The 15,618-nt window shown below is 28.3% G+C and carries 2 protein-coding genes; both read right to left on the reverse strand.

Going from position 1 to position 15,618, the window contains the following annotated elements; translation table 4 throughout:
- Positions 1-127 precede the first annotated feature (127 nt).
- Positions 128-10,372: a hypothetical protein gene (locus ACNQ13_RS00040; RefSeq protein WP_418035365.1), complete on the reverse strand. Its 10,245-nt coding sequence runs from the start codon at positions 10,370-10,372 to the stop codon at positions 128-130.
- A gap of 84 nt (positions 10,373-10,456) precedes the next feature.
- Entirely contained in the window at positions 10,457-15,481 is a 5,025-nt protein-coding gene (locus ACNQ13_RS00045; RefSeq protein WP_418035366.1) for a coiled-coil domain-containing protein, read from the reverse strand.
- Between the last annotated feature and the right edge of the window lie 137 nt (positions 15,482-15,618).

Genomic DNA, 15,618 nt, shown 5'->3' on the forward strand with positions numbered 1-15,618 from the left:
AATATTTTTTTATTTCATTGTATTTTTTTTCATAATATTTTTGCTTATATAATGTATTTTAAAATAATGAACAAGATAAAACAAAAGCAAGCACTTTCGTGCTTGCCTAAGTGTGTAATTATAATAGTTATTTTTTAGCTTTTACTAACAAAATAATACCAAGGAATCATAAGATTGAACCAATAATGGCTACATATGCTCATCATGGGAATGATGAACTTGCTGCTTTAATGTCTTGCACTACAGCTGATCTAATGACATTATCAATATCTTGCATTGCTTGAGATTGAATTATGTTCTTTAAGTTATTTACTTGTGCTTTTGTAATTTTGTTGTCAGGAGTATTTAAGATATCAAAGTATTTATTTTGTTCCATCACATCTTTGAATGATGCATATGTGCTATTGTTTGTTAAATTATTTAAAGTATCTAGATTTGAATTAAATTCTTCAGTATTTTTGTTTTCTAAAGCATTAACTACATTAATTAAAGCTTGACCAATTGCTTTATCATTAGCTATTTTACTTGCAATAGTTTCTAAACTATCTTTATTTGCTGGGTTATTTACTGTCGTATTAATGTTATTGGCTGCAATAAAGTTTTGAAGTTGTTCTAAAGTTTTTTGATAACTTTGTTCTTTTAATGAACTTGCTTTGTATTGGTCTAAAGCATTATTTAAGTTCATATATTGATCTAAAGCATTAATCATATTTGTTACATCTGCAACTTTATTAGCTGCAGCTTTTTGATTAATTTGAGTCAATTTATCTTTTAACTCTTGAATTTCATCTGCTGAAACTTTTGGTGCAGCAGCGATATCTTTAGCAACTTGTTGAGTTAAGTTGTTTAAATCGTTGCCTAAAGTGTCATTTGCTTCTTTGGCATCTTGTAACACTTTATTTGCATCAGGATATGTTTGTGCATTATTGTATGCTTCTTTAATGCTTTCTTTGGCCTCTGGAGATAAATTATCAAGTCCAGCTAATTCCTTATCAATTTCAGGAACTTTATTATTTGAAATATTAAATTCTTGGTCACTGAATTTCTTAATTTCATCAACTAAAGCTTTTAAAGCATCTAAATCTGTTTGCAATTTATCTGTATTAGACTTATCGGTAGCACTTTGCATTTGGCTAACAACTTTATAGTCTTCTTTAGCTTGTGATAAAGATTGTTTGTATTTTTCTTGCAATGCTTTAGGTGCATTGAAGAAGTTATTTGAATTTAATAAATCTTCATCAGATTTTAATTCTTTATCAGCTTGTTGCTTGATATTATCTAGATTTTGTGTTCCATTTAAAGCATTTGTAGCATTCTTAAGGCTAGTTAAGTAATTTGCAATATCTGCAGGATTATTATTGTTAATTACTTCTCCTGATTCTTTGTTTAGTACAGCTTGAGCATTTGCTAGAGCTTCATTGTAAGCTTTTTGTTTATCCTCATTTGCATAAGTGTAATTAATTGAACTAAATGGTTGATCTTTTAAGCTTGGAGAAATTGCATCAACATATTGTTTTAATTCACCCATATTATTATCAAGTGTAGTTGCATTTGAGGCAATTTGATCAATACTTGCTTTAGCTGCAGCTAGATCATTTATAACATCTGAATTATCTAGGATTTGTTTTAAAGCCTGATTAATAGCATCTCTTTGAGCATTATTTAAGTTATTTAATTTACTAATAGCTTCAACCTTATTTGCTGCTTCATTAGCTAATTCTTGTAGCTTAGCTTGTTTATCAGCTTGTTCTTTAGTTACTTTAGGACTTTGTAACATTTCATTTGAAGCTTGTCTAATAGCGTTTGTGAATTGTGGCAATTGAGCATCTAATTGTTTGCTATTGTTGTAAGCATTTTGTAAGTTATTTTTGTTTACTAGATCTTGTAATTTGCTTGTTTCGCTTTCAAGTCCAAAGTAATTTAGTTCACTTCCAACTTTATTATTTACTGCACCTTGAGTTAATTTATCCATTTCAGCTTGTAATTGAGTTGAAGGTTGAATACTTGTATTAGTAATTGCATCTTTTGTGGTGTTGTATAAATTGTTTAATGCTTCTGAAGCAGAATTCAATGTATTTTGAGCATCAGCTAATGCATCTTTTAAGGTATTAGCAGCTTCTTGATAGAATTGAGCATTTTTACCAGGTTGCGCTAAAGCTTCTTTAGCTTTATTTACAGCTTGAGTAATTGCATCACGCATTTGTTTTGCTATTTCATTATCATTTTGTCCATCAGCTGGTGTAAATTTATTTAATAATTCGTTTGCTGTATCAATTTGAGCCACCAATGGGTTTTGATTATATGCTTCAATTAATTTATCAGCAGCTTCTTGATTTGCGGCTGGGTCATTATTTTCTGCATTTTTAGCAACTTCTTTAGCTTGTGCTAAGGCTTCTTTCATAGGACTAGCTACTGTACCTTGATAATCTTCAGCCATTTTAATAGCATTGTTTAGATTGTTGTTTGCTAAAGCTTTTTCCAATTTCTCAGCTTCTTGATTAAAGAAGTTAGCATCTTTATCTAAATATTGATCATGAGCATCTTTTAAGATTCCTAAAGCTTGTGAAGCAAGTTCATCAGTTGTTTGATCTAATGGTTTTAAAGCATTTTGAACTTTGTCATAAGCTTGGAATAATTTTTCTTTCTTAATGTTTGCTTCTAATTTATTAAGAGCATCTTTATAATCTTGATTTGTAGAACTTGCGCTATTTAATATGTTATTAGCTGGCTCTAATGCAATTTCTTTAAATGAATCTGATGCTTTTAAAGCTTCAGGTAAATTATTAATTGCATTAGTTAATTTATCTTTGTACATAGCTTTTTCAAGTTTATAGTAACTATTAACAATATCAACAGCTTTTGAATTAGGGTTACTGTGCACCTCTTGAGCAGCTGCTATAGCACTAGTTAATGCTTGTGATTTAGGTTCAATTGCATTAGCTTGTGTAATTAAATCATTGAGTTTTTCTTTTAAAGTTGAAAGTAAGTTTTTAGCAGCCATAATAGTTTTATCTAATTCTTCAGCAGCAGTATTATATTGGGATGCTGGTAAATTATCTTGAGCATAAACATTTTCAGCTGCTTTATTTGCTTTATTTAATTCATCTAAACGTTTAGCAATAGAATCTTCAGCAGGTGTAGGATTAATGAATCCTTCTGTATTCAATAATTTTGCAAGTTCTTTTGCTTCAGCTAGAGAGTTTCCTAAACGATTCTTAACTTGTGCTTGAAGTAAGTCTTCATATGCTTGATTAATTAACTCTGTACCTTTTCCTGATTTGTCTTTAAGGTTTGCTTGAGCCAATGAATTTAGAATACTATCAAATTTAGTATCTAGTGAATCTTCTTTAGAATTAATTGCTAAATTATTTCCTCCTGTTTGAGCAATTACTTTCGCATCAGCAATAGCAGTTTGATATTCAGGAGATAATGTTGTTTGAGTGTTATCCAAACTATTTAATAAACTATTCATTTGGTAGTATGATTCGTTAGCTTTTAAATAATCTTTTAATTTATTGTAAGGTTGATTTGAATCTTGATTTGTTTGGAACTCAGTTGAACTTACAGTTGAATTAATTTGATCTTCTAATGTTTTAGCGTTAGCAACATAATTATTGTAGTAAGGAAGGTCTTTAGAATCTTCTAATGGTTTATTTACTGCTTGGTTTAATTCATTAGCGTATTTATATAAATCATTAGCATTAGTATCTGTATATGTTTTAGCCACATTTGCTTTAACTGTTTCTTTTAAAGCATCTAATGATTGTTGTTGGCTAAAGTTTCCTGATTCAATAATTTGTTTTCATTCATCAATAATTGTTTCATTATTACTAATTTGATTTGCTAGGTTTGCTTGACGATCATTAGAAGGCACTAATTCTTGTGCTTTATCATTAACGTTAATTAATTCATTTAAGATTTCAGCATATTTCAATTGGCTAAGTGCTTTATTAATTTCTGTTTTACTTGCTTGATTATTATTTACAACATCTTGCGCTTTGCTAATAATGCTTTGTAGGTAATCAGATTTAGGATTAATACTATTAGCTTTAGTTAATTCGTCTGATAAGTCTTTTTTAGCTTGAGTTCTTTCTTTAGCATTTTGAATTGCGTCTTGTAAATCTTTTGCAGCTTGAGCTACTTGTTCAGGAGTTAATGTTCCTTTTTCAAGCTCTTGAGCATGTTTAATGGCGTTAGCTAATTCAGAATCATTTAATGTACCATTTTCACTTGTAGCTTGTTGAATTGCTTTATTTAAAGGATCTTTCAAGATAGCATCTTTTAATCCAGCTATAGCTTGATCATATTTATTAGTTTCTTTATTTTGAGCAATTGGTTTGTCTTTTGCTAATTCATTTTGTAATTTTTCTGAAGGAGCTGTAATTTCTTGAGCTTTTTTAATTAAATTATTTAATTCTTCTAATTTAACAGCATTATTTAATTTATCTACTTCTTGTTGAATATTTTCTGTTGTAGGTAAAGTATTTCCAGCTTGCATGTTATTTAAGGCTTCTTGGGCATTAGCTATAGCTGTAGTTAAATCATTTGATTTATTATCAACATTATTAGCATTTTGGATAGCTTGATATAAAGGTTCTAAAGCAACAGCATTTTTAGCTTGTAGAGCTAATTTGTCTAATTCTTCTTGTGATAATGAATCTTTAGCTTGAGATAAAATGCTTTCTTTTTTAGCTTGTAAAGCAGCAGGTGATTGCTCAGTTACTTTATTCAATTCATCTTTAATAGTTTGAATAGTTAAGTCTTTCTTAATTTGAGCCAAGTTAGCATTTAATTTTTCTGTTAGTGTTTTAGCATCATTTAATGAGATATTTTGTTGATCTTTATCTTCTTCACTGTAAGTTCCTAAAACTATTTTTGCTTGTTCAAGAGCTTGAGTTAAGTTAGTTTTAGCATCTGAACTAGGTAAAGCATCAAATGCTGATTGATTATCAGTTACAAATGTACTTGCAGCTGTATTTGCATTTCTTAATGCTTGCATTTGACTATCTAAACTTGTTGCTGCTTCAATGATAGGTTTTAAATCATCAAACTGTGTAGATACTTGTGTAACTTGAGCATTTAAAGCGTCTTTTTGAGCTTGTGTTAAATTAATTAAGCCATTAATTTTTTCACTTACTTTATTTTTCAATGCAGCAAGTAATTTATTATATTCTTCTTGGTATTTTTCTGCTGAAGGAATAATAGGTAAAGAACTTATGTTTGTAATGTTGGTAAATTCACTTTGTGTTACAAAGTTTTTAACTACATCATCAGTTGCATTAATTGCTTCTTGTAGCTTAACATTATAACCATTTAGCTTATCATATTCAGCTTTTAAATTGTCATATAAGGTTTTAATATTAGCTGTTTCAATTGAGCTAATTTGATCCACATTACCAATTGCATTATAAGAAAGCATAAATTGTTCTTTATTTGAGGCTTGAGCCAAAATTATAGCTTCATTTTGCTTGTTTACATTTAGTGAAGAAATAGGACCATTAATAAAGTCTCTTAATTTTTGCATTTGATCATTTAAAACTTGAGCATCTGCTTGTGCTCCATTTCCCAATGGTAAATGTAGCACTTTACTTACTTCAGAGAATTTATTTGGTAATTTATCACTTGCTTCAGCAATGTTTATAGTATCTGGATTAAATAAACTTGGATCACTATATTTAGCCACTAATGCATTCTTTTGTTCTTGTGTTAATGCTGTGTATGTACTTAAATCAATATTTGAAGAAGCATTTAAATCATTAATTTGACTTACTTGGTATAAGATGGCTTGTAATCTTCAAATTCATGGAAGATTATTTACGTAGTATTTTAATCCCTCAAATGTAACACTATCATTTTGTAAATTAATAGCATTAATTGCACTTGTTTTGTCTTGAGCACTTACATTGCTTAATGAATTAATATATTCAGTTGCTCTGGCTACAACTAATTGATTGATTTGGTAGTAGTAATCATTATCTTTTTCAATGCTATAGTTAGCTCAATCTAATTTAGCAATAGCTTCTTTAAATTTAGTTTTTTGAGCCTCATCAAATAATGAAATAGCACTATTATTTACCTTATTAATTTCATTAAAGTAGTTAAGGATATAATCAGCATATTGATCTTGAACAGCAGTTTTTCTGCCATTTAATTTATTAGCACCTTGTTCTAATGATTCTGCTAAAGTATTAATCATTTCAGGTGTATAAACAAATGTATTATATGGGCTATTAGCACGATCAATACCGGTAAATAAAGCTAATGGTACACCTTGAGTCTTAATATCTTTTGGATTTGTTGTTAAAGGATTAAATTGCAAGTTTCTTTCTCAAACAACAAGTTGAGTTGCGGTAGTTAATAATGCAAGAATTTGACCTTGTAATTGTGGCATTGCAAAGTCATATACTTTTTTACCATTTTGTTCAGTTGTACTAAAATATGTATCTAAATTTTCAAGCCCATAGAATTGTCCATTTTCAAATACATTTGTTCCCTTGTTTTCATCTATTTTAGGTGTATTTCCATAGTATTTTGCCAATACATCAGTTAATTTTTGTAGTGCATCTCTTGTATCTGAAATTTGTTTATTTCATTTTTCCAGCTTAGTAGCATCATTATTTTCATTAAATGAGATATTTAATAGTTCACTAGTGAATTTATAATATTGAGCTAAATTTAGAAGTGCTTTAGGGAATGTATTCGTTTGTCACTGAGCATTTTTTGGTATATAAAGCATTGCTTTATCAGTATTATCAATTAAAATATATTGATTATCAGCAAACCGTGATAACTGACCTTGTTTTTTTGATAGGAAATCATTAACTGCTTGTTCTGATGTTAGTGAAGCATTGTTTGCTTCTAAAGCTTTTTTATACATATCAAGTATTACTTCAGTCAACTTATATTGTTTACTTGTATCAACATATTCTGCAGATATACTTGATTTTGGTAACTCTGTTGGGTTTGCATAGTTTTTAGCTTGTCATAAGAAGTTTGCAGAACCCGAATCTAATGTAGTATTTGGATAGAAATAATATACCGCACCAGATTCATCTGTTCTAGCAATATATGAACTATTAGCATGGAATGAATTTGAAACTTTGTATGTAAATTGTTCAACGCTACCATCATAACTGATGCGAATTGTATAAGGTGCCTCTTTTGAATCAGTTGGTTGAGAGTATGAAGTGTTAAATTGTTTTTCAGTAAAGTCTAAATTGTAATTTACATTATTAAAAATTGCATTTTTTGCTTCTGTAGATGTTGCAACAGTAATGATTGAATTTTGCATTGCTGCTACTGAATATATTTTAGCTAAAGCAAGTTCTCTGGCTTCATAATTTTCAAGTAATTGATTTGGATTAGGTTCATTAGGTTTTTTAGATGCAATTACATTTCAAAGTTGTGATTCATATGCTTGCTTGTCTTGTGAGCTTAATTTTGTCAATTTACTTGAAAGTTTAGCAATTAAACTAGTAACATCTGTTGTTATTGATTGATATAAAGAAACAGTTGTTTGAGGAGCTAAGTTTTTATCCATTTCAGTAATTGTTGCAAGAGTAATTTGTTCATTGTTAACTTGTGCCTGAGCAAATGTTTCTACTTTTTGAATTAATTGTCCAAGCTGTGTAACATTATTTAAAAATTTAACAAATGTTTGATCGTTATTTGCTCCATTTGCGTTTTGAATATTCTTGTATTTACTTTCTGTTAATACAGGATTATATTTTGCATAAGTCTCTTTAGCTTCTTGTAGCTTATTGTTTAAAGAAACAATAGCATTAACATAAGCAATAACATCATCACGATTAGTTTGTTTTAAAATATTATTTTTGAATGCTTCTTTATATTGAGCTGAATAAATTGTTGTGCTATCAATTAGTTCAAAAGCTTTTTGTATAAATTCATTAGCTGTAAGTTCTTGCCCTTCAGCAAATCCTTTTCCTTTAGAATTTAATAATGCATTTGAAGCATCAACTATATTGGCTGATAAATCTTTTAATCTAATTGCAACATTATTGCTATCTGAAATGTTATTTCCTTCAATATTGAAGTTTGGAGTTCAATTATCTTTTTGTCAATTCTTGATTCCTTCATAAGCTGAGTCAAAAGCAGCTCTATTTTCAGGAGTAGCAAATAAATAAGCTACATAATTACTCATTTTTTTAGTTTCTGGGTTAGTTCAATTTGTTAAATTAAGATAATTTTTAACATCTTGAACATTTTGAGCCTCACTACTTGGCTGAGCAACATAAGCTTTAATTCCTTCCATATTTTCAAGTGTACTTAATGTGCTTTTTACATCAAATAACCCTTGTTTAATATCATTTTCAGCAATTCATCAATCATTATTTACAAAATGATCTACTCTTCAATCACTATAAACTGAATTGTAAAATGCATTTTGTTGTTCATCAAGAAGTTTTTCATTTTTAAATGAATAATTTGTTCCATTGTAAATGGATTTAGCAGCTGCAGCAGAACTTTCGCTTGTAGCAGAATTTATGTAATTTAAAACATTTAATTTTTCGTATCCTCATTTATTAGTATTTGATCCTACTCATTGAGAGTAATTGTAAAATACTATTTCACCATCATATTTTAATGAATTTGAATCAAGGAATGTTCCACCTAAAGAAAATTCTCCATTATCTTCTGGTTTAAATGTATAGTCGTGATTATTGTTTGAAGTAAAGAAGGCTTGTTGTCCACCATTTGTATAAACTTTTTTCAACAATAATTTTGAAGGATTCATTAAACCATTGTAACTTTTTTTCATTTCTTCTGGTCATAATGATGTATCAGAATTAAAAGCTAAATTTAGAGTAAATTGCTTTCTGCCAGGAATATATCCATCAGTTTTAGCTTTATCTACTACATCAGCTGGTACTGAACCAATTTTTGTATCACCATATCATAATTCATATCCATAGCCATTTGGAATAAAATAATTATTTTGTCCAGCTTTAATACCAGCTGGTGAAGAAATTGCTTGTTCATTGACTTTTACATTAATTGTTCTATATTTTGAACGTGAATAAGAAACTGAATGAGCAGCAACAAAATTACCTCCACTTCCAAATCCTGAATTTCCTCTATATCCTGTAAATACAGCTGTTATACCACCATTTTGATTAGATGTGAAAGCATTGTAACTGGCTCCATTTATTGGGTATGTTGCTTGATTATCAATAGTTTCAAATTCAACTGAAATTGTTGGTTGATATTGCGAATTTTTATATCATCATGCTCCTGCTGAAACTTGGAAGAATAATACAGATCCAATATTATCTTTATTTTTAGCTAATGCAGTATTTTTATTATTGGTATTTAAATAAGTAGTTAACAATGTTTGTCATTCAGCGCTTGGATTACCTGTTTGAGTTGCATCCCCAACAAATAAATTATTAACTGCTGAAATATTGTTTTGATATGAATTAGCCAAATTACGATACATAATATTATTTAATAAAAAAGGTGTATTGTAATATGAGGAATTATTAGCTCATCCTGATGGAGCTAAATATGGATTGTTAAATGCTTGTGAATAAACAGCTGAATTAATTCCAATTGTAATATCACTATTTATAAAATCATTTTGGTTATATATTTTGTTTTTGCTTTTTTCATAATAATATTTTGGATCAGGTAAAACAACATCACCTGTTATTACAGGTTTAGAATTATTATTATCTAACAAATTATAAATGTAACCTTTATTGTTTGTATTAGGTAAATTAATATCACCATAATTAAAGTCTTTAGCTTTCACAATAATACGTAATGAATTATCTACAATTTGCAAGTTTTTAGTCAACATTAAACCAAAAGATAAGTTTCCATATGCATCTGGTCTATAATTATTTCTCTCTGATGGAATTTCAGTATTAGTTGGTGAACTTGGAACAAAGAAATTGTTATAAGTTGCTCTTCAACGTCTGGTTTTAGCTTTTGAAATATCATAGTATGGACTAGTTCCTTCATTACCTGATGTTATTTCTTCAATATGAACAACATTTTGATAGTAAGGGTTTTGAATTAAAGTAACTCCATCACTTGCAACTGATGAGTAATTACCATTCCAATTTTGATATAGTTCAGTACTTTGTATTTTAGATGTCCATTCTAAATTGTTAGCATCCATTGATGGGAATAAGTTACCAAAAATAGCACTATCATTTTGATTCTGACCATTTTTTCTTAAATTAATATATTTATCAGTTTGATAGCTTCCAGTAAATTCTGTACTATCTCCTCCAAATTGTTTTACTTCCTGACTGTCTGGATTAGCAGAGACAGCAGCAAATATTGGGTAAGTTAATACGCCAGCTGCTGCCAATGGCAGTAAAACTGCTTTCATTTTATTTTTCATAAACTCTCCTTTTAAAAGTTATATTTTTATTCTTTGATTATATTCTTATTTTTAAAGAATTTCTATATTGTGACTAAATAAAGATTATTTCTTTTTAGAAACAATAATACCTACAGCTGTTAAAAATGAAATAGCTGATATTGCAACTAATACTCAAACATATCAAAATGGGTTAGAGTCTTTTAGTTGTTCTTTTGCTTGTTGTAAGATATTTTTTAGTTTTTGTTCCATTGTCTCAATTGTATTTTTATCTGATGTATTAACCAAGTCTCTAGCATCATTTAAAAGTATTTCAGCTTGAGCCAATGAATCATGAATTTCATTTGCAATAGTTTTATCTATTCTGCTTTCAACACCAGAAACAGTAATAAAGCTATTTAAATCTTCATAAGCTTTCAATAATTCTTTAGCAGCTGCATTTATATCTAAAGCATGTGCTGCTAAAACATTTAATTCTGCTAAACTATTTAAGTTTTTGCTTTGCTGAATAAAGTTTGTTTTAACTTGGTTAGTTAAATTAGCTAAATTTTTGTTTATATTATTATCAAAAGCTTGTAAGTTGTTTTCGCCATTTAATGAATTTTTTGAAACTTGTAAATTATTTTGCAATTCTTTAATTTGTTCAGTTGTTATACCTGCAAAATTATTTTTAGAATCAGTTTGAATATTTTTTAATGCCTGATCAAAATTAGTCTTTAAATCCTCATTTGCAAACTTATAAGCATTTGAATTTGTATAGTTACTTACTTCATTAGCAAATTTAATTAACTCTTTTATGGATTCTACTTTAGCATCAACTTGATCAAGAAGCTCTTTTATTGCCTGTTTGCTTGTTGCATTATTAATTTTTGCTTCATATGAATTTTGATCATCTGTAGCAATATTAGAGTTTTGTCTAATTTGGCTTATTGCATTTAACTTTGCTTTTTGCAAGTTGCTATTTCCATTTAGTATGTTTTCAGCATTTTGTAAATCTTGAGTTTGATTATTTATTTTTGCAACAAGATTATTAATATCTAAAACTGAAGTTAGAGCTATATCATTTTTATCATTTCCATAAAAGGTTTTTGCATCATTAATTGCTTTATTAAATTCTTCTTGTTTACTTAAATCAGATTCTAAGTAATTTGGTGTATTTTTTAATTCATTAGAAGAAGAAATTTGATCATTAAAATTGTTTAATGATGTTTCTAATGCTTTTGCACCATTTAATATTTCATTTACATTAGCAATTGTTTGTGATTCATTAATTAATTGCGCTAAGATTTCTTTTTGTTGATTTGATAAACTATTTAACTTTTCAATTTCTGAATTGGCATTATCTTTAGCGTTTTGCAATTGCTTATCTCCATCTAAGGCTTTAATGTTATCTTGTAATTTTGTTGAAGCTTGAGTAATCTCCTCTAAAGATAAAGAATCCTTAGCTTGTTGCAGAATTTGATCTAATTCAGCATCAGAAGTTTTATTATTAAAATCATTTTTAATTGTTTCACTTGCTTCTTTATATGCAACTTGATTTTTAACTTCTCTGGCTTGGTTAATTGTTGCCTTTAAAGTTGAAATAGCATCATTTAAATCATTTGCATTTTTTTCTTGTTGATCTAATTGTTCAAAATTAGTTGAAGCATTAATCTTTTCAATTAAAGCAGATTTTTGTCCATCTGATAATTCTAATAAAGTTTTAACCCTTTCAACTGCTTGTTGTTTTTGTTTTTCAAAGGCATCAACATCTGAATTAATTGCTTGAGATGCTTGTGCTATTTGTCGTTGTAATTCATTTAATTGTTCACTTGTTACATTGACATTTAATAGATTTCCACTAAATAGTTCATCATATTTAGCAATAACTTGATTGTATTTCTCTTTAGCATTTTCTGATAAAATCGCTAAATTAGCATTTTTTAAAGCTTCCATTTTTTCTTTAGCTATCTTACTACTATTAGCTAGTGCATCGAGATTTTCTGATCGAGAAACTATATCATTTATATCTTGAGTAGATTTTGATGTATTAATCTGGTTAATAAGTTCATTTTTATATTCTGGGCTTAAGTTTTCTTGCGCATTAATTTTTGCAATAGCGTGTTCTTTTGCTTCTTGTAATTTTTGATCACCATTTAAAGCTTCTAACGCAGCTTTTAATGTTTCAATACCTCTTGAAATATCAATGGTGTCCACTGTCACTAACCCTTGAGCAATGTTATCTTCAAATTCTTTAACCAGATCATCAACATTTGTTTTAAGCTGTTCATCGGCTTCTAAATAAGCAGGTTTATTAATAATATTTTTTGCCTTTTCTAATTCAGCTTTATATTCACCTGTTAAATTATTTAATTCATTAGCATCATTAATTAATCCATTAAGATTATTTACATTTGGAAGAGACAATAACTTTTCAGCAAATTGTTCTTTTTGCTTTTGACTTAAGTTTGGTAAATTATTTATTTTATTTGGAAGAAAATCAGAAATATAATCTAATTTCTTTTCAAATTCTTCAGATTCATTTAGTGAATTTAAAGCATCAGCTTGGTTTTTTAAGTCATCTTTTGCTGTTTGTGAAATTGGTAATGTTTCTATTTTGCTATACAATTCGTTAAGCCGATCATTACCATTTAAACCTCTAACAGCTGGGAATGTTTCTCCGCTTTTATTGGTGTAATCTTCCATTGTAGCATCAGCAGGAAGATTGTTTAGAAAGTCTGAAAAGTTTTTCAGTGCTCTATCAAACTCTAATTGTTTCTCTGGTGTTGCCAATTTATAGTTAGAAGAGTTTTTAGTTTTTTCAAGAGCAGCTTTGAATTCTTTTGCTTTACGACTTACTTTATCTGACTCTAAAGCATTTTGAATAACCTTATCACTAGATTCTAAATCATCAATAGGAGTCTCATTTAAAGATTGCATAAATAAGTCTTTTAATGTTTCTGGAAGAGCGAGATTTTTTAATTTTTCACGTTGTGCATTTAAATATTCTTCTTTAGCTTGCTGTAATGCAGATTCATATTCAGCTAATAATTCTTGCATCTTTTGCTCATTTGCTTTGTAAGTTGCTGCATCAAAATTATTATTTAAATTTTTTAATGCAGTTTTACTTGCTTGAAGTTTTTCTGAAACTGAAGAATTGTTTAATAATTTTTCGGCTAAAGCTTTTTTTGCTTTTAATTGCTCATATAATCTTTCTTCTTCAGGAGTCATTTTTCATTTATTATTGTCAATAATTTCACTTGCTGTTGCAACTGCATTAGCAATATTTATTACTTCTGTTGTTGATGTAGGATTTAATTTACCATCAACAATAAGGTTATCAGCATTATCTAATGCATTAAGCACCTTTTCTCTATCTACTTGATTTGTAATTAATTTGTCTAAATTACTTGCTTCTGGATCCTTTTTAATTTGTTCTAATGTTTTTAGAATTTCAGCAGCATGCTTATTATATGTATCAATTCCATTAACTAAATTATTAACTTCATTAAATGAGAGTGAATCTTTTATTGATTGTTTTACTCTTTCAATAGCCTCAGGAGAAAAATTGCTCATTTTTTCACTTGCAGCTTGAATTGCTTTTGCTTGATTGCTTTCACCATTTAAATCTTGATATGCAGCTTCTAATTTAGATTTTAATTGTTCTAATGTTTCTGAATTGATTTCCTTATTAATTCCTTTATCAGAATCATTTAAAAACGCATTTTTATAAGCATTTAAAGCATTGTTAAAAGCTTCTTGCTTTTCAGGATCAGCAACTAAGTATTTAACTTGATTTCTTTTATCTGAATATTGATTTGCTGTTTCTACAATCTTTTCATATTGTTGCATTAAATTATTAAGAGATTGAGTATTTGCACTTAAGTCCTCAACATTAGATAATTCAGCTGCATTAGTTGCTAATGCTTCATACACTGCTGGAGCAAGCTTTTCTTTAAGTGCTTTTAAAGCATTAGAATTGCTTTCTTTTGCTAAAGCTAAATTAGAAGCAGCTTGTTGCTTTAAAGCTCTCAATCTATTTCTTTCAGCTTCAATTGCTGGATTAGTATTGTTATTATTTGGTCCAAAAATTTGGTTTAATAAATTTTGCATTTTTCCTGAACCATCTCTACCAGCTCTAATATTATGAATTCCTGAATTAATAGCCTTCATATCTTTAGTTTCTTTAATCACTGTATTAAAGTAATTAATAACATTGTTCACTAATACATCTTTTTGGTCACTGTTTAAGTTTTTATAAAAATTTGTATTTTTATATGTTTCTGGGTCTAATGAATCGATTTCATCAAATAATTCTTGCATTAAGTTTTTATAATTATCAACACCTTGTCTAATTCTTGTTGCATTTCCTCATCCTGCATATGAATTTTGACCAGCTCCACCTATATTCCCTTGCATTGTAGCATACATTGAAAACATAATGGCAATTGGGCCAACATGAGTAAATGCTTCATTGTCCACTTCCTTGCTTGGTGTATCTAATTTTGTATTAATATTTTTTACTGGTTCAATTAAGCCTTTGTATGAATTTCAATTTCCATTAGCTACTAAAACAGCTAATGAGTCAACCTTTCATTGCTTTAATTTAGCTCTAAATTGCAATTCTTCTGGATTTTCTGCATTTCATCAAATTTTTAAAGTTGAATTTGGGTAAAAAAATGATCCAATTAATTTTCGTACAATATCTGTATAACTGTTAGAAATAAATTCTTTATTATCAGGTTGATTTAATCTACCTCATAAATTTGCATTATATGTTGTTCCTGATAGTCCACTTCCTTCCATTAAGAAATAGTAAGGGTCACCAAATGCCATTCCTTGCGCAGCCAAATAATACTTAGTTAAATAACCATAAAATTCATCAATCTTATTTTTGATTCCTTCTAATGCATTTGTGGTTCCAGCAGAATCAATCATGTTTTCTAATTGATTAATGTCTATATTTCTAAATCCACCAATACCATATTGAAACTTTAATGAATTTAAGTATTCCTTTAAGTTGATTTTACTTGTTTCAAGTTCATTTGAAACTATTAAATTGTTACTCGCAGAAATAGCAATTAAAGGTGTGCTAGCTCCTAAAATAATTCCTGTTATAACAGTTTTTTTAATTTTATTTTTTAAGTTCATTTTTATCCTTTCATCAGCTTTCAAAAAAGCAAAAAGTTAATATATATTAAAATTTACATTTATTTTATCACTTTTTAAAATTTTTACAAAAAAATTTTTATCATGTTTTTTGTAAAATTATTTATAAGTAAAATAAA

The organism is Mycoplasma milvi, from assembly GCF_048284715.1.
Lineage (GTDB): Bacteria > Bacillota_I > Bacilli_A > Mycoplasmatales > Metamycoplasmataceae > Mycoplasmopsis.